This is a genomic window from Roseitranquillus sediminis, assembly GCF_016918935.1.
GTDB lineage: Bacteria > Pseudomonadota > Alphaproteobacteria > Rhodobacterales > Rhodobacteraceae > Roseitranquillus > Roseitranquillus sediminis.
In genome coordinates this window covers 151,352-168,018 of the sequence record NZ_JAFFOB010000007.1, presented here as the reverse complement: position 1 = coordinate 168,018, position 16,667 = coordinate 151,352, and the positions used below count along the sequence as shown (strand labels likewise).

Genomic DNA, 16,667 nt, shown 5'->3' with positions numbered 1-16,667 from the left:
GGGGGTTTCATGGCGTACCAGGCCAAGCGGCGCGATCCGCTTCTCGACAGCAAGACGCAGGCTGTGCTCGAGCGGCGCGGCAAGGAGCTGCTGGGTCTCGTGCTGCTCGGCGCGGGCGTGGCCGCTGCTATGCTGCTCGGCAGCTACTCGTCAGACGATCCGAGCTGGCTGGCCGTCACCGACGAGCCTGCACGAAACCTGCTGGGCCGGTTCGGCGCCTCCATCGCCTCGCCGCTCATGGTCATCGTCGGCGTCGCGTCGTGGAGCCTCGCACTCCTGTTTATCGTCTGGGGCGTGCGCTTGACGCTTCATCGCGGCGAGGAGGCGCTGGGCCGCCTGATCTTCGCGCCGATCGCCGTCGCGGTCACCGCGATCTACTTCGCCACCCACGCGCCGGAGGATGGGTGGGGCCACTCCTTCGGGCTCGGCGGGCTCTTCGGCGACACGATCCTCGGCGCGCTTCTGGCGCTGATGCCGACGAATCCGGTCCTGTCGCTGAAGCTGGTGGCGCTCGCTTCGGCCGTCGCGATGGTGGCGCTGACGCTCTACGTCGCGGGGGTCACCGTGGCGGAAATGAACACGATGCGCCGCTTCTGCCAGAAGGGAGTCGCGGCGGCGATGCGGGCGGGGCTCCATGGCGGTGCGGCGGCGCTGACGACCGCCGTGCACAAGGCCGAGGCGCGACGCGAGGCGCGGCAGGCCCAGCCGCGGCGCCCGGGACCGCTCGCGCGGCTGCGGGCGCGCCGCGAGGAAGCGGAGGAGATCGTGATCGAGGACGACCCCGCGCCCGCGGCGGCGCCGACGGCCCCGGCGAAGGGCCTGCGAATGGAGCCGCGGATCGCGCGGCCGGAGCCGCAGCGCGACGAGGAGGACGACCTGCCCGAGCCGGAGCTTGTGCAGCAGCGGCCGATCGTGCCGCCGAACTTCGTCCGCGGCGCTGCCGAGGTGGTGCGGACGCCGGCGGTGCGGCCGCGCACCTCGCGCCGGGCGCAGGCCGAGGCGCAGCCGGTGCTGCCGCTGGAGGAGACGGCAGAAGCCTATTCTGCGCCGCCGCTCGCCCTGCTGGCCGACCCCGCCGGGGTCGTCCGCCACAACCCCAGCACCGAGGCGCTGGAGGAAAACGCGCGAATGCTGGAGACGGTGCTGGACGATTACGGCGTCAAGGGCGAGATCGTCAGCGTCCGCCCGGGACCGGTCGTCACGATGTACGAACTCGAGCCCGCGCCGGGGCTGAAGGCCAGCCGGGTCATCGGCCTCGCCGACGACATCGCGCGGTCGATGTCGGCGCTCTCGGCACGGGTATCGACGGTGCCGGGCCGCAGCGTGATCGGGATCGAGCTGCCGAACGCGACGCGCGAGCAGGTCGTGCTGCGCGAGATCTTGTCGGCGCGCGACTATGGCGACGGCAACCAGCGCCTGCCGCTGGCGCTGGGCAAGGACATCGGCGGCGATCCGGTGGTGGCGAATCTAGCACGGATGCCGCACCTGCTGATCGCCGGGACCACCGGCTCCGGCAAGTCGGTGGCCATCAACACGATGATCCTGAGCCTGCTCTACAAGCTCAGCCCCGAGGAATGCCGCCTCATCATGATCGACCCGAAGATGCTGGAACTCAGCGTCTATGACGGCATCCCGCACCTCCTGTCGCCCGTGGTGACGGACCCCAAGAAGGCGGTCGTGGCGCTCAAGTGGGTCGTGGCCGAGATGGAGGAGCGCTACCGCAAGATGTCGAAGATGGGCGTCCGCAACATCGACGGCTACAACGGCCGCGTGCGCGAGACGCTGGCCAAGGGCGAGACGTTCAGCCGCACGGTGCAGACCGGCTTCGACGACGAGACCGGCGATCCGGTGTTCGAGACCGAGGAGATCCAGCCCGAGGCGATGCCCTACATCGTAGTCATCGTCGACGAGATGGCCGACCTGATGATGGTCGCCGGCAAGGAGATCGAGGCCTGCATCCAGCGCCTGGCGCAGATGGCGCGGGCCTCGGGCATCCACCTCATTATGGCGACGCAGCGGCCCTCGGTCGATGTCATCACCGGCACGATCAAGGCGAACTTCCCGACCCGGATCAGCTTCCAAGTGACGTCCAAGATCGACAGCCGCACCATCCTCGGCGAGCAGGGGGCGGAGCAGCTCCTCGGCATGGGCGACATGCTCTACATGGCCGGCGGGTCCAAGATCACCCGCGTGCACGGGCCATTCGTCAGCGACGAAGAGGTCGAGGAGGTGGTGCGGCACCTGAAGTCGCTGGGGCCGCCCGCCTATGTAGGCGGCGTGCAGGAGGGGCCGGACGAGGACCAGGGCGCCGACATCGACGCAGTCCTCGGCCTCGGCGGCAACACCGACGGCGAGGATGCGCTCTACGATCAGGCGGTGGCGATCGTGATTCAGGACCGCAAGTGCTCGACCTCCTACATCCAGCGCAAGCTGGCGATCGGCTACAACAAGGCGGCGCGGCTGGTGGAGCAGATGGAGGAGCAGGGCCTCGTGAGCCCCGCCAACCACGTCGGCAAGCGCGAGATCCTGGTGCCCGAGCCGCAGTAGGCGCGGCTCAGAGGCGGTAGTAGACCGCCATGAGGAACAGCACGCTCCAGTAGAGGAACGCGCCGGCGTAGATGACCTTGATCGCCGGGTTCACCCAGACCGCCCCGTCAGGCAGGTCCGCGAGCGGGGCGTCGGACACCGCCGCCGCCAGCCGGTGCTTGCGGATGTACCTGTCGAGCACGTTCTCGACCCGGACGAAAACCAGCGCCACGGCCATGCCGGCCAGCGGCAGGAAACGCCGCGCCACCCAGACCACACGCTCGTGAGTCTCAACGTGGATGTGGTCGAGGTTGCCGTATTCAAGCGAAAGGCCGAAGGTGACGGTGACGAATATCGGCACCATCAGGAAGCGGATGTTCGAGTAGTGGCGATACATCGCCATGTTCTCGATATAGCGGACCTGCTCGTCGGGCGTCATGAGCAGCAGGATGCCACGGCCGATCAGGCCGCCAAAGCGCCATCTGTGTTACAAGCCGCTCACCGCGAATTGCCGGAAGGTGAGGTGGCAACGGCGCGGCGAGCGGTTATGTCTGGCGACATGATCGCACGCCTGCTCCTCGCCCCGCTCGCCCTCGTCCTGCTGGTGCTGCCTGTCCGGGCGGACCAGCTCTCGCTGAACGAGATCTCGCGCTACCTGAACGGTCTGCAGACCGCGACGGCGGACTTCACGCAGATCAACCCGGACGGCACCATCTCCACGGGCGAACTCTTCATCCGCCGCCCCGGCCGGATGCGGTTCGAGTACGAACAGCCGGACCCGACGTTGGTGATGGCAGGCGGCGGACAGGTGGCGATCTTCGACGGCGGCTCGAACATCGCCACGCCCGAGCAGTATCCGCTCGCCCGCACGCCGCTCAACATCATCCTGGAGCGCAACGTCGATCTGTCGCGACGCAACATGGTGACGGGCCACAGCTATGACGGCACCGCGACGACGGTGCGGGCGCAGGACCCGCAGCACCCGGAGTACGGCTCGATCGAGCTGAAGTTCACCGACAACCCGGTGGAACTGCGCCAGTGGATCGTGACCGACAGCGGCGGCAACCGGACGACCGTGTCGCTCGGGCCGCTCAGCACGGGCGCGAACCTGTCCGCCGCCCTCTTCAACATTCCGCTCGAGATCCAGCGGCGCGGCCGCTAGGCGCGGCCGCAGGCCCTCAGCTGCCCGCGGTAGTATTCGGCCCGGGTCGAGACGCGCTGCGCCACCTCGATCAGCCACGGTTTGCCGTTGTAGCTGCCGCGGGCATAGCCGGTGTGGCCCTCGTGGTAGGCGAGGTACTGGTTGAACGCGTCGTTGAGCGCGATCCGGTTCCGGTCGCGCGTCTTGTTCATGTACCAACCCATGAAGTCGGTCGCGTCATCGATGTCGTCGCGCTGGGCGCGGCGCCGGCCGCTGGACTGCCGGTACTCGTCCCAGGTCGCGTCGAGCGCCTGGCTGTAGCCGTAGGCCGACGATTGCCGCCCCATCGGGATGATGCCGAGCGTGTATTGCACCGGAGTGCGGGCATTGCCGATGAACTTCGACTCCTGGTGGATCGTCGCCATCTGCACATGGACCGGCACGCCCCAGCGCCGCTCGGTCCGCTTCATCGCGCGCAGGTAGTGCGGCCGCTCGGCCACAATCGCGCACGCATTCTCAAGATCGCGCGGCGCGGTGTAGTTTCCGCTGCCGCAGCTGGCCGCCAGTAGAGTCAGGACGACCGCCCGGAGGATTCTGCTCATCTGCCTCTCGATCGCTTTGCCTGTTTTTTCCCAAGCCTAGCGCATAGATCCCCGAACGGGAACGGGGGGTCACATCACGATTGCAAGCAGGATGGGAAGAACCCCGACCGATAACAGCGTGGAGACCACGACGAGGCCCGCTACCGCATCCGCGTCGGCGCCGTACTTTTCCGCCAGCAGGTACGACGTCACCGCCACCGGCGTCGCGACCTGAAGGACCAGAACGGCGAAGGCGACAGGTGGCAAATCAAGCCAGCGCCCGACGGTCCATGCGACCCCGACGCACATAACGATCTTTGTCACCGCCAGCCACAACGCACGGCCCAGCCGCCCCGGCGCCAGTCGCCCCACCGCGACGCCAAGCGTGATCAGCATCAGCGGGATGGCGATCTGGCCAATGAGGCTCAGGGTGTTGGTGAGGAAGGTGGGCGTCTGCCAGCCTTGCCAGAGGAACAGCGCGCCGAGGAGCGTGCCCGCCACCATCGGTTCGCGCATCACCTTGAGGAAGCCGCCGCCGCCGGAAACCATCCAGACCCCGATGGTGAAGGACAGGATCGCCATCACCGCGAAGACGACGACCGCGTAGCCGAGCCCCTCGTCGCCGAAGGCGAAGAGGGCGAGCGGCAGCCCGAGGTTGCCGGTGTTGCCGAAGATGATCGGCGCGAGGTACGTGCGCAGCTCCAGCCGTGCCACGAACACCAGCGCCAGTGCCCCGAGCCCGACGCCGCCATAGGCCAGGAGCGCCGCGAGCGACAGCGTGCTGAGCGCAGCCGGCGCAATCTCGGTCTGCATCAGAGAGACAAAGATCAGGCACGGAACCGACAACGTCATCGACAGGCGGGTGACGAATTCGACCCTGTACTCGAAGCCGAGCCGCACCCAAACGAAACCGACCGCGGCGAGAAGAAAGACAGGCGCGACGACCTCTGCAACCGTAAGGATCAGCGCCACACACTGTTTCCCCTGCTCAACGGTGCCGCATGGACAAAAGCGGCGTTGAAGGCGTAGTAAGCGTCCCTAAGGAGTGGTGCCATGTTGAAAAGCAATGCGAAGTATCACCTCGGCCAGGTGGTGAGGCACAAGAAGCACCCCTTCCGCGGCGTTGTCTTCGACGTCGATCCGACCTTCAACAATACCGAGGAGTGGTACGACGCCATTCCCGAGGACAGCCGCCCGCGGAAGAACCAGCCGTTCTACCACCTGCTGGCCGAGAACGATCAGAGCTACTACGTCGCCTACGTCTCGGAGCAGAACCTCGTTCCCGACGTCTCGGGCGAGCCGGTGGAGCATCCGGACCTTCCCGACCTCTTCGGCGACTTCCAGAACGGAGCGTATCCGCTGCACTTCGCGCTGAACTGACGCCCTCGCCCCGCGCCGGGATTGCCGTCTGCGGTTCGTAGCGACGAATCGACGGGTCTCATGCTAGTGTCACAGTCGTGATTGTCGGCTGCTGGTCCTCGACGACTGGCCTTTGTTGCGAGTTGCTGATCCTGTAGAGCGAGTTGTCCCGGCGGCCGTCGATGCGATCCCACGGCTTCCACGGAAGCTCCGGCAGGGCGGATGCGACATGGCGGACGACGACCTTCGGCTCGAGGAAGAGGCGGTCAAGTGGGGCCCCGCCGAGTACCGGCTCTGGGTGCAGAGCAACGTAACTGACCGGATGATCCGCCGGATCGTGGCGTTCACCGGCAGCATCGGCATCGTCACGGTGGTGGCTCTCGTCGGCTATTCGATCGCCTTCTACAACAACATCATCAACAAGCTCACGACCGACGCCGCGGCGGCGGCGCAGCAGGTCGTCGAGCAGGATCTCAGCGAGAAGTTCACCGCACTCGAGCGGCGCTACGCTGACGAGTTCAGCACGCTCGAGAGCGAGCTGCCCGAAAAGATCGACCCGCTCGTCACCCAGGCGCTGATCAACCAGGCGCGGCTAGTCGAGACGGTGCGCGAGCAACTGAAGGAGGTCGAGGCGCCGCGGCTGATTTCGGAGATCGGCAGCAGTGCGGAATTCGGCGCACAGGCCGAGGCAGCAATGCGGGAGGCGCTGCGCGCGCCGGGTGCGTTGAAGCGGGTCATCCTGGAGGAGGCGCTGGCACGCGCCAGGGAGGGCTCGCCGGCCACGCGCGCCTTCGGGCTGCAGCTCTACAAGCTGCTTGGATCGGGCGAGGAGGGCCAGATCGAGCCGGTGCGCGCCACGATGATCGAGATGGCCGAGCAGGAGCGCGAGCTGCCGCCCGACGTCTTCGGCGCGATCGTCCAGCTCTACCCACTCAACGAGCCGTCGCCCGAGTGCCCCGATGCGGCCGTCTGCGCCGGCCTTGACGAACGGATGCTGCTGGCGATGCTCGAGCACATTGACCGCAACGGGCACCTCTACGACGAGCAGCGCGACGACTACCTGAGGTTCTTCTCCAAGGTCACCCGGATGCAGTTCGGGCTCGTCGCCAAGGCGCTCTTCGACGATCCGTCGAACATGGCGATGCGCGAGATCGTGCGCCGGCTGGCCCGCAGCGGCGAGCCGGGCGTGATGTCCGACCTAGTCGAGGAAATGGCGCGCTACACCGTGCCGCGCCGGGCCGAGGATGGATTGCGTCGATTCGCGTTCGAGGTCCTCGCGGCGCTCGCCCCCTCGGCGCAGCTCGACTTTGACAAGCGCCGCACCGCCGCGCTGCTCTTGTGGGAAAACAACCTCGATGGCCTCGCCCGCGCGTTCAGGCCGGCACCGGAGCCGGTGGCGCCGGACACCATGACGATCGCCGAACCCGTCGCGTTGACCGAGGAGCAGATGGCGTCGCAGGAGGAGGACCGGCTGCTGCGGGACGCCATGCTGAGCCTGCTCCGCTCCCGGCCGGACGCGCAGCGGGGCACCCGCAACGACTGGGATCACCTCATCCTCGCGCGTCGCACGCCGGACCGCCATCTCGGGCCGGATATGCTCACCTATGCGATCTGGTTGGAGCGGGCGCGGCTCGACGATGCCAATCCCGCGCTCATCGCCGACAGCTTCGCCTCGGACCAGGTGCTGGAAGCGCTGGTGGATGGCGGACCCGCGACCGCGCCGCGGATCGCCCGCGCCGACCTCGCCTATGCCATCCGCAACGCATCGCCCGACATGTTCCTGGAGTTTGCCGAGACGCTGGCCCGGGAGGTCGCCGAAGGGCTGCCGCGGCAGGATCTGAACGCGACGGTGCGCGAGGTCGTGCGGAGGGAGCGCGACGGCTCGACCGAATTCGCCTGGATGCGGACGGTGCTCGATTCCGACGGACCCGCAGCCGGCGGCGAGCGCCAGCTCCAGAACCTCGTCATGGCGGGCCTCGGCGACGATGCGGGAACGGCGCAGGAATGGACCGAGAACGACCTTCTCGCGCGGGCCGCCAGCTTCGCGGCGATGTCGCTCGAGTCCGGTTCCTCGAAGCTAACCATGGGGGCGGACCTGGTGGCAGGGGAACTCCTGAGGCGGAGCGGCTCGAACCCTTGCGGCGTGTTCGCGGCGGTCGAGGATGCAGGGCTCGGCCGGATTGGCCAGCAGGTGCCGCAGGACAGCCGGATCGCCGGCTTGCGCGAGCAGGTGAACTGGGTCGGGGTGCCGCTTGCCCCGGAGGCGCAGTGGATCGAGGCGACGGAGGGCGAGCACGAGCTGACGCTGCCGGCGGTCGAGGCGGGCGCTGGCGTCTGGGTCGGCCTGGTGCTGCCGGAGCCGATGCGGATCGAGATCGGGCGGCCCGAGCATCTCAGTCCGGCGATCCTGAACGCCGACCGTAGCGCCGTTCTGGGTCGCGCGGCCGAGGCGGAGGAACTGGTGCGGCTGCTGGACGCGGGCGAGTACGTGATCTCCGTCCGCTCCTGCAAGTTGCGCGGCGTCGCCAAGGCCGGCGACCGGCTGATCGTGCGCGCGTCGCGGACGCCGCCGCTGCTCGGCCCGTCGACCCGCGAGGCGCCGCACCAGCTGCCGGAAATCGGCAGCTTCGTCTACAGCGCCGAGGCGCCGGGCGAGCTGTGGCTGCGGACGGATGCGCGTGCGGGGCAGGTGCTGGTGATCGAGACGGGCGCGGAAGTCGGCACCACCGTCGACACGGTGCTCGAGATCCGGGATGCCGCGACCGACGAGCAGCTCGCCTACAATGACGACCACGGCGGCACAAGCTTTTCGCGGCTAGAGTACCAGGTGCTGGAGGACGGGCCGGTCCTGGTCGGGGTCGCGCACTACGGACCCCGGCTCTTCGTTCCCGAAGAGCGCTTCCGGGTGGAGACGCGGCTCTACCAGGCGGACGCGGTAGTGTTCGCTGCACTCGATCTCCAGAACGCGCCGATGGTGCGGCCGGACGAGGACCTTTTTGTCGAGATCGACGAGTACGCGGACAACATTCTCGAGCTTCGGCCTTCGCAGACTGCAATCGTGCGCGTGGACGTCGACGCGTTCGACTTGTCGATCGGTCATGGCGAGATTGTCGTGCCGCCGCTCGAGGTCGATGCGGGCGGCAACGGCTGGGTCTACCTCCTGGAGGCGGATCGAACCTACTGGCTCGATATCGCCTTCGACCCGCTCGGCCGTCGCTTCGTCCGCTTCACGGCGCGGACGCTCGAAGGGGCGATCGACCTGTCGGATCCGGCGGCGCCGCAGGAGGCGGTACCGGTGAACCCGGGCGTAGCGCTCCTGATCCCCGATGGCGGCGGTCGCCTGAAGCTGCGTTCGGCGGACGAGGAAGAGGTCGACGTCGAGGTGGTCCTCGACGCTCCGGGAGCCGACCAGGCGCCGACCATCAGCATTGCCGACGCATCGGGGAGCGCCGTCGACGTGGTGCTGACGAGGCAGGAGGATGGCTCGTTCGCCGGGCACTGGCTCATGGCGCCGGATGCTGTCTACGAGGCCGAGTTCCACATCGTCGGCTCCGCGACACCTGCAGGCGCGTGGATCGAGCCCGTGCCGCAATACGGCTCCGAGCGCAGCCCCGTCGAGATCGGTGATGGACTTGAGCTGGAGTTCGACGGCGGCACGGGCGTGGCCGAGGTCTGGCTTGGGGCGAGCCTCGTGGCGGGCGAGCGGCTGATGGTCGACACCGGCATGCCGGTCGGGCAGGATTTCGAGGTCGACACGGTGATCGAGGTTTTCGACGCAGCGACGGGAGACAGCATCGCCTACAGCGACGACGACGACACGGGCGTCTCCTCGCTGATCGATTACGTGAGTGCGTCTGACGCCGACGTGACGATCCGGATAAGCCGCTACCTCGGGCCGTTCGAGCCCCAGGACAGGGTGTCCATCATGGCGTGGGTCGTGACGCCGCAGCAGCCTGTCGAGGAAGCGCTCTGGAATGAATGATCTGCTAGCGCGAGATCGGAAGCCCTGCATCGCGCCAGGCGCCGAAGCCGCCCTCGATCTCGGAGACGTGAGGCACGCCCATCTGCTGGAGCGCATCGGCGGCCAGAGCGGACCGCGATGCGGCGGCGCAGAAGAGGATGAGCGGCCGGGCCGAGAGCGCCTCCTTGTAATAAGGACTGGCGGGGTCTACCCAGAACTCCAGCATCCCCCGCGGCGCGTGGAACGCGCCGGGCACGCGCCCCTCGCGATCGAGCTCGCGGATGTCGCGGATGTCGACGAGAAGCGCGCCACGCTCGGCTGCCTCGCGCGCCTCCTGCGGTGAGATGGAGCGGACGCGCGCCTTGGCGTCGGCGACGAGCTCGCTCACGGGTCTGATGGACATGTCGCGCTCCTTTTGGTCAATCGAGCGCGCCTGTCGTCGCATAATTCGAGGCTTCGTTCGAGCCTGCATGTGCCTGGCCCGGACCGGCGACGCGCCCTCCCTCGCAAGCTGGAGGCAAAACGTGCCAAGGACCCGGTGCCGCGCCCGGATTGGGGGCAGGAATCGGCGCGGCACCGGACCGAGCCCTGGGAGGGCGCTGGCTTGGTGACATGGAATTGTGGCGGGTAAATGGCGCTCCCGCGGAGCGCGCGGTCAGGCGCGGGCGGGGATGCGGAAAGCGAGGTGGTTGCGCTCGCCGATCCTGAGGTAGACGAGGTCGCGCGTCAGTTCGCGGATCAGCCTCCAGCCGAATCCGCCTTCGGGCAGATCCTCGACGGCGCAGTCGAGCTCGGCCGCGCATCCTCGCGGCAGCACGCCGCACGGCATCGGTCGCCCGTCATCCACCACCGAGAAGGAGAGGTCGTCGCCGTCACGAGCGATGTCGAGCTCGATCCGCCCGCACGCGCCTGCGTAGGCATGCTTGCTGATGTTGTTCATCACTTCGGCGAGGACCAGCTCGACCGTGCCGCGCTGCTCGTCCGCGACGCCCTGCAGAGCAAGCGTCCGGACGACTTGCGCCAACGCACCTCTCACCGCCTGCATGCTGCCTGGAATGGCGAGGTGCAGGCAGCACTCGCTCGTCGGGCGCGCCTCATTCTCAGGGATGTCAGGGTCGGCGTACGGCGCGTCAGGACGCATGCTTCAGGCCATCGAATGCTTCGGAAGCAGTAGAATGGATCGTGATGACCGTGTCGATCCGCGTGATGCGAAAGACCTTGCGCACGTTCGCGGTGAGGCCGGCAAGCTCCAGCCGCCGCTTCGCACAGACGAGCTTCATGACGCCGACAATGGCGCCAAGTCCGCTGCTGTCCATGAAGTCGACCTGCGAGAGGTCGAGCACCACGCGCGCCGGCGCCCCGTCGACGATGCGGCGCATGCTGTCCTTGAACTGGACCGCAGCGGCGGCGTCTATTCGACTCGCCTCGACGCGCACGATCAGTCCATCGTCACGATGCTCGCTGGTCAGTTTCATGAGGCCGCCCCAAACTCGCCCGTGGCTGAGGCTAGACCTCGTATCTTACCATCCGGTAAGCAGGCGCGGACGCAGGGTCCGGGAGGGACATGCCATGCAGGAAGTGGTCATTGCCGGAGCGGCGCGGACGCCGATGGGCGCGCTTCAGGGCGCACTGGCAGGTGTCGTTGCGCCCGAGCTCGGCGGCGTCGCGATCCGCGCCGCGCTCGACGGCGCCGGTGCGGCCGTCGTCGACGAGGTCGTGATGGGATGCGTGCTGCCCGCGGGTCAGGGACAGGCGCCCGCGCGGCAGGCGGGCTTTGCCGCCGGCCTGGGCGAGGGCGTGCCGGCCACGACGCTCAACAAGATGTGCGGCTCGGGGATGAAGGCGGCGATGACGGCCTTTGACCAGATCGCGCTGGGCGCATCCCGCGTGGTCGTCGCGGGCGGCATGGAGAGCATGACCAACGCACCCTACCTGCTGCCCCGGATGCGCTCCGGCGCGCGGATGGGGCACGGCCAAGTCATCGACAGCATGTTCCTCGACGGGCTGGAAGACGCCTGCGACAAGGGCCGTCTGATGGGCACCTTCGCCGAGGATTGTGCCGAGCACTACCAGTTCACGCGCGAGGCGCAGGACGACTACGCCCTCGAATCGCTGGAGCGGGCGCTGACGGCGCAAAAGTCGGGGGCGTTCGGCGCCGAGGTCGCGCAGGTGACGGTGCGGGGCCGCAAGGGCGAGACGGTGGTGGCTGAGGACGAGCAGCCGGCGCTGGCGCGCGCCGACCGGATCCCGACGCTCCGCCCTGCCTTCCGCGAGAACGGGACGGTGACGGCGGCCAACGCCTCGTCCATCTCCGACGGGGCCGCGGCGTTGGTGCTGGCGTCGGCGGATGCGGGGCTGACGGTCCGCGCAAGGTTGCTGGGGCACGCGAGTCATGCGCAGGCGCCCGGCTGGTTCACCACCGCTCCGGTCCCGGCGGCAAAGAAGCTGCTCGACCGGATCGGCTGGAAGGTGGAGGACGTGGACCTCTGGGAGGTGAACGAGGCCTTTGCCGTCGTGCCGATGGCCTTCATGCGCGAAATGGGCCTCCCGCGCGAGCGGCTCAACGTCAATGGCGGGGCCTGCGCGCTGGGTCACCCGATCGGCGCGTCGGGCGCGCGCATCATGGTCACCCTGCTCCACGCGCTGGAGGCGCGGGGGCTGAGGCGCGGCGTCGCCGCCATCTGCATCGGCGGCGGCGAGGGCACGGCCATCGCGATCGAGCGTCCGTGATAGAGCTCCACTACGGCGAACTCGCGGCACGCGTCGCGGCGCTGACCGCAGGAGAGGACGATCCGGTGGCGCTGATGGCGACGGTGGCGTGCGAGGTGCACCATGCCGACGACCGCTTTGACTGGACCGGATTCTACCGCGTCGTCGCGCCGGATCTCCTGAAGATCGGACCCTACCAGGGTGGGCACGGCTGCCTGACGATCCCCTTCAGTCGCGGCGTCTGCGGCGCGGCGGCCCGCACGCGCGAGGTGCAGATCGTGCCCGACGTGGAGGCGTTCCCCGGGCACATCGCCTGCGCCGCCTCCACCCGGTCCGAGATCGTCCTGCCAGTCCTCGACGCACAGGGCGAGCTGATCGCCGTCTTCGACGTCGACAGCGACCGCCCGGACGCGTTCGGCGAGGCCGACGCCGAGGGCCTTGCCCGCATCCTGCGCGAGACCTTCGCGCGGTGAGCGTCGAGGCGTGGCTGGTCTTTGGGGCCTTTTGGGTGGTGTTCGTGACGTCTCCCGGCCCAAACGCCGTCAACTGCGTGCAGGTGGCGATGGAGGTGGGCTTTCGCCGGGCGCTGGTCTGCGTGCTGGCGATCCTGATGCAGGCGACGCTGTTCCTGACGCTGTCTGCCATCGGCGTGACGGCGCTGATCGCGGCCTCGCCCGGCCTCTACTTCTGGATCAAGTTAGCCGGGGCGGCGGTGCTGATCTGGCTGGGCATGCGCGGCTGGCTGATGGCGTCGCGCCCGATGGCGGTGCCGGTTGAGCGGAGGCATCTTTTCGGCCGCGCCTTCCTGATCGCCACGATCAACGCCAAGAGCGTGGCGGGCTACCTCGCCGCCTTCTCCCAGTTCGTGCAGCCGGGCGTGCCGATCGCTGAGCAGATGGTCGTGATCTTTCCCACCGCGCTGACGATCACCGCCGCGAGCTACACTGGATATGTCGCGCTGGGCGCAGGGCTCGGTCGCCTGGCCCTGGGCGCGCTGGCCAACATCTGGCTCAGGCGCGGAATGGCGGCGCTCTTCATCGGCTACGGCGTGGCGCTCGGCGCTTTGCAGCCGCGCGCATGAGCTACGACCCGCCCGATGTCCCGCTGAGCATCCTGCATGTGGACCACGAGATCCTGCTGATGGACAAGCCCGCCGGCCTGCTCTCGGTGCCCGGGCGAGGAGAGCACCTGCGCGACAGCCTTCTGATCCGCGTCCAGGCGGCCTACCCCGAGGCGCTGCTGGTGCACCGGCTCGACCGGGACACATCCGGCGTGATGGTCTTCGCGCTGACGCCCAACGCGCAACGCAACCTCGGGCTGCAGTTCGAGCGGCGGCATGTGAAGAAGATCTACGTGGCGCGCGTCTGGGGCCACGTGGCGGAGCAGACGGGGACGGTGGACCTGCCGCTGATCGTCGACTGGCCGAACCGGCCGCTGCAGATGGTCGACTTCGAGCGGGGCAGGCCGGCACTGACGGAGTGGCGCGTCGCCCGGCACGAAGAGCGCACGACGCGGATGCGGCTGATGCCCAGGACCGGGCGCAGCCACCAGCTTCGCGTCCACATGCGCGAGATCGGGCACCCTATCGTGGGAGATCCGTTCTACGCCACCGGAGAGGCGCGCGACGCCCCGCGGATGATGCTGCACGCCGAGAGCCTGCGCCTGCGCCACCCGGACGGCGGCAAGGCCCTGACCTTCAGCGCCACCTGCCCGTTCTAGCGCCGGTTGAGGAAGGCGTGCGCGGCCATCAGCTCGTCCTCGCGCAGTTCGTGTCCGCCCTCGTGCCAGTGCAGGATGACATCCGCACCCTGCTCCTCGAACCAGTCTGACAGTTCCTCGGTCCGCTCCGCGGGACAGATCCGGTCGTTTCGCCCCGCGGTGATCAGGATGCGCCGGTCGGCGAAGCCCGGCTGCGGCTCCGGTGAGTGGGGGATCAGGGGGTGCATCAGCACGAGTTCGTCCACGATGTCCGGGTGACGGAACGCGGTCGCGGCAAGGATGTTCGCTCCGTTGGAATAGCCGATCCCGATGGTGCGCGACGGCGCGGCCTCCGCCTTCTCTGCCGCGAGGAAGGCCGCCATGGCCTCTACCCGCCGCCCGAGGTCTTCCATGTCATAGACTCCCTCGCCGAGCCGGCGGAAGAAGCGCAAGTGCCCCATCTCGTTGACGTCGCCGCGCGGCGAGACGACCGCCGAGTGCGGCACCATCCGGCGCCCGAGGTCGTGAAGCTGGTGCTGGTCGCCGCCGGTACCGTGGAAGGTGAAGACGAGCGGCGCGCCACGCTCGGCGGGGATGCGGGCTGCATGATACGACATCGCCGGAATCTAGCGCACGAGCGGCCGCAGGGCGAGCGCCGGCATCATGTGGCGAAACCGAACAGCGCCAGGACGAGAAGAAAGGCCCCACTGAGCGACGTCGCGATGCCCGCGAGCGCCCAGACGGTCAGCCGCGGCGTCGGCGCGAAGACACCGCTCACGCCTTTTCTGCTTGGTTGGTCTGGCATCGCGCTCTCCCTTTGGTTGAAGTGTAGCTCATGGAGATTGATTGGACGAGTGCGCGTGTCGAAAGCTGGCGCAAGGCCGCCGCCGGGGCGCCGCTTCAGCAGGATTGGGATTGGGGCGAGATCCTGTCCGCCGCGGGAGCGCAGGTTGCGCGGGCAGTGGTGCGGAGCGGCGGGGCCGAAGTCGCCCTCGCGCAGGTCTTGCTGCGACGCTTCGGTCCGGCGACGCTGGCGCTGGTCTCACGCGGGCCGGTCTGGCTGGCCGCGGTGGACCAGCCTGCGGTGCTGCACGCGCTGCGGCGAAGCCTGCCCGCGCGAGGGCCACGGGCGCTGGTCGTCACGCCAGACGATACGGTGCGGGGCATGGTGCCGCTGGTGACACCCACGCACGTGGCCGAACTGAACCTCAAGCCGACGCTCGACGATCTGCGGGCCGGTCTGCACGGGAAGTGGCGCAACCGGCTTGCCGCAGCCGGGCGCGCCGGCCTGACGGTCCGGCGTGAGGATCGCCCGGACCGCTACGCGTGGCTCCTCGAGGCAGAGGCGGCGCAGGCACGGCAGCGCGGCTATCGCGGCTGGCCACCGAACCTCGTCCCGCACTGGCATCGCAGCGTGCCGGGACGGGTTCACGTTCTGTCTGCCTGGTGTGGAGGGGAACGCGTGGCGGCGATGCTGTTCTTGCGACACGGCCGTCGCGCGACCTACCAGATCGGCTGGTCCGGTCCGGACGGCCGCGCCACCTCGGCGCATAATCTCTGCCTCTGGACCGCGATCGAGGCGTTGCGGGCAGAGGGGGTGGCGCTTCTCGATCTCGGGACAGTCGACACAGAAGCCGCGCCCGGACTCGCCCGCTTCAAGATCGGCTGTGGCGCGCGGGTGCGAAGGCTGGGGCCGACGATGTGGGTGCCGCCCCTCCGCCTTCGCCCGCGCGGCCGCTGATCTCAGGCGTCGAGCGGCTCGAGGTCCCGCTCTAGCCGGGCACGGAGGTGCGCGTGCTGCGCCGGCAGCTTCAGCGCCTCGCCCAGATGCGCGGCGTCCTCGTCGATCGCGAAGCCCGGCTCGTTGGTCGCCACCTCGAAGAGCACGCCGCCGGGACCGCGGAAGTAGATCGCGTAGAAGTAGTCCCGGTCGATCTGCGGCGTGACGTGAAAGCCTTGTCCGGCCAGCGCCTCGCGCACCTCGGCCTGTTGCGTCCGGTCGGCCACGGCGAAGGCCACGTGGTGCACGGATCCGGCGCTCTGGCGGGCGGCGGGATCGTCCGGCGCCGCCTCGACCTCCAACACGTTCGCGCCGTTGCCGTCGATCTCGAATCGCGAGACGGCGCCCTCATGTGCCGACTCGCGGTAGCCCATGAAGCGCAGCAACTCGGCCGTGGGCGCGGCGTCCGCCAGCCGCAGGCGGACGGAGTGGAAACCTTGGATGGCCATGTCGCCGTCGACGCCGCCGCCGGTCCAGGGCGTCCGCGCGTCCTCCGCCTCCACCAGCGCCAGTCCCTCGCCATCGGGCCCCGTGAAGGTCAGCCGCGTCTCGCCGAAAGCTGTTCGGCGGTCGAGGTTCATCACGCGGGCCTGAGTCAGCCGCTCCGCCCATGCCTCCGCGCTGCCGCGCGGGATCGTGAAGGCGGTGGAAGAGATCTCGCCGGTGCCGCGACGGCCGGGAGCGGCGCCGGGGAACGGAAAGTAGGTCATCACGGTGCCGGGCGTGCCGCGCTCGTCGCCATAGTAGAGATGGTAGACGTCCGGCGCATCGAAGTTCACCGTCTTCTTGACTCGCCTCAGCCCCAGGGTGCCGGTGAAGAAGGCATTGTTCGCGCGCGCCGAACTGGCGAGCACCGTCACATGGTGCAGTCCCTTGATCTGATCGAGCATCTGAGCCTCCTCGCATCTTTAG

The 16,667-nt window shown here is 68.7% G+C and carries 18 protein-coding genes; 9 read left to right on the top strand and 9 right to left on the bottom strand.

From position 1 onward, the window contains the following. The first annotated feature begins 9 nt into the window (after positions 1-9). Positions 10-2,547 (top strand): DNA translocase FtsK, encoded by a 2,538-nt coding sequence (locus JM664_RS04205; protein ID WP_227418656.1) that lies wholly within the window; start codon positions 10-12, stop codon positions 2,545-2,547. Between the two features lie 7 nt (positions 2,548-2,554). Here JM664_RS04205 and JM664_RS04200 read toward each other — a convergent pair whose 3' ends face one another. Further along, positions 2,555-2,965 (bottom strand): hypothetical protein, encoded by a 411-nt coding sequence (locus JM664_RS04200; protein ID WP_227418655.1) that lies wholly within the window; start codon positions 2,963-2,965, stop codon positions 2,555-2,557. A gap of 120 nt (positions 2,966-3,085) precedes the next feature. Between JM664_RS04200 and JM664_RS04195 the strand changes: the two genes are divergently transcribed. Continuing rightward, positions 3,086-3,688, top strand: a complete 603-nt coding sequence (locus JM664_RS04195; protein ID WP_227418654.1) for a LolA family protein — start codon at positions 3,086-3,088, stop codon at positions 3,686-3,688. On the opposite strand, the gene JM664_RS04190 is transcribed toward JM664_RS04195, so the two are convergent. Together JM664_RS04190 and JM664_RS04185 are read right to left on the bottom strand one after the other, a co-directional pair. Continuing rightward, positions 3,685-4,269, bottom strand: coding sequence for a transglycosylase SLT domain-containing protein (locus JM664_RS04190; RefSeq protein ID WP_227418653.1), 585 nt, complete (start codon positions 4,267-4,269; stop codon positions 3,685-3,687). The two genes, JM664_RS04195 and JM664_RS04190, sit on opposite strands and share 4 nt — an antisense overlap. Positions 4,270-4,338: 69 nt before the next feature. Next, on the bottom strand, positions 4,339-5,220 hold the full coding sequence (locus JM664_RS04185) for an AEC family transporter (RefSeq protein WP_227418652.1): 882 nt from the start codon (positions 5,218-5,220) through the stop codon (positions 4,339-4,341). 81 nt (positions 5,221-5,301) lie between these two features. Between JM664_RS04185 and hspQ the strand changes: the two genes are divergently transcribed. Both hspQ and JM664_RS04175 read left to right on the top strand, forming a co-directional pair. Then, complete coding sequence (hspQ, locus tag JM664_RS04180; protein WP_227418651.1) at positions 5,302-5,628, top strand: heat shock protein HspQ; 327 nt, start codon at positions 5,302-5,304, stop codon at positions 5,626-5,628. Between the two features lie 208 nt (positions 5,629-5,836). After that, the gene (locus tag JM664_RS04175) at positions 5,837-9,589 is read left to right on the top strand and encodes a hypothetical protein (RefSeq protein WP_227418650.1); all 3,753 of its coding nucleotides are present in this window, start codon (positions 5,837-5,839) and stop codon (positions 9,587-9,589) included. Positions 9,590-9,593: 4 nt separating this feature from the next. On the opposite strand, the gene JM664_RS04170 is transcribed toward JM664_RS04175, so the two are convergent. From JM664_RS04170 to JM664_RS04160, 3 genes are all read right to left on the bottom strand, one after another. Next, a complete protein-coding gene (locus JM664_RS04170) occupies positions 9,594-9,971 on the bottom strand; it encodes a rhodanese-like domain-containing protein (RefSeq protein WP_227418649.1) in 378 nt (125 codons plus the stop codon). A 252-nt stretch (positions 9,972-10,223) separates the two neighbouring features. Continuing rightward, on the bottom strand, positions 10,224-10,613 hold the full coding sequence (locus JM664_RS04165; protein ID WP_227418648.1) for an ATP-binding protein: 390 nt from the start codon (positions 10,611-10,613) through the stop codon (positions 10,224-10,226). A gap of 85 nt (positions 10,614-10,698) precedes the next feature. Next, on the bottom strand, positions 10,699-11,043 hold the full coding sequence (locus JM664_RS04160) for an STAS domain-containing protein (RefSeq protein ID WP_227418647.1): 345 nt from the start codon (positions 11,041-11,043) through the stop codon (positions 10,699-10,701). A 94-nt stretch (positions 11,044-11,137) separates the two neighbouring features. Here JM664_RS04160 and JM664_RS04155 point away from each other — a divergent pair, with 94 nt between their 5' ends. From JM664_RS04155 to JM664_RS04140, 4 genes are read left to right on the top strand one after another with little or no spacing between them, the layout of a single operon-like run. Continuing rightward, a complete protein-coding gene (locus JM664_RS04155; protein WP_227418646.1) occupies positions 11,138-12,298 on the top strand; it encodes a thiolase family protein in 1,161 nt (386 codons plus the stop codon). Then, complete coding sequence (locus JM664_RS04150; protein WP_227418785.1) at positions 12,298-12,750, top strand: GAF domain-containing protein; 453 nt, start codon at positions 12,298-12,300, stop codon at positions 12,748-12,750. The genes JM664_RS04155 and JM664_RS04150 overlap by 1 nt, the downstream gene beginning before the upstream one ends. Next, positions 12,747-13,358: a LysE family translocator gene (locus JM664_RS04145; protein WP_227418645.1), complete on the top strand. Its 612-nt coding sequence runs from the start codon at positions 12,747-12,749 to the stop codon at positions 13,356-13,358. Before JM664_RS04150 ends, JM664_RS04145 begins: the two co-directional genes overlap by 4 nt. Further along, positions 13,355-13,996 carry an RluA family pseudouridine synthase gene (locus tag JM664_RS04140; protein WP_227418644.1) on the top strand — a complete coding sequence of 214 codons (642 nt, stop codon included), beginning with the start codon at positions 13,355-13,357 and terminating at the stop codon, positions 13,994-13,996. Before JM664_RS04145 ends, JM664_RS04140 begins: the two co-directional genes overlap by 4 nt. Here JM664_RS04140 and JM664_RS04135 read toward each other — a convergent pair. Next, positions 13,993-14,592: an alpha/beta hydrolase gene (locus JM664_RS04135; RefSeq protein ID WP_227418643.1), complete on the bottom strand. Its 600-nt coding sequence runs from the start codon at positions 14,590-14,592 to the stop codon at positions 13,993-13,995. The genes JM664_RS04140 and JM664_RS04135 overlap by 4 nt on opposite strands. A gap of 44 nt (positions 14,593-14,636) precedes the next feature. Then, positions 14,637-14,780, bottom strand: a complete 144-nt coding sequence (locus JM664_RS04130) for a hypothetical protein (RefSeq protein WP_227418642.1) — start codon at positions 14,778-14,780, stop codon at positions 14,637-14,639. A 30-nt stretch (positions 14,781-14,810) separates the two neighbouring features. Here JM664_RS04130 and JM664_RS04125 point away from each other — a divergent pair, with 30 nt between their 5' ends. After that, on the top strand, positions 14,811-15,716 hold the full coding sequence (locus JM664_RS04125; protein ID WP_227418641.1) for a lipid II:glycine glycyltransferase FemX: 906 nt from the start codon (positions 14,811-14,813) through the stop codon (positions 15,714-15,716). A gap of 2 nt (positions 15,717-15,718) precedes the next feature. Here the strand turns inward: JM664_RS04125 and JM664_RS04120 are convergent, their stop codons facing one another. After that, complete coding sequence (locus tag JM664_RS04120; RefSeq protein ID WP_227418640.1) at positions 15,719-16,645, bottom strand: ring-cleaving dioxygenase; 927 nt, start codon at positions 16,643-16,645, stop codon at positions 15,719-15,721. Positions 16,646-16,667: the final 22 nt, after the last annotated feature.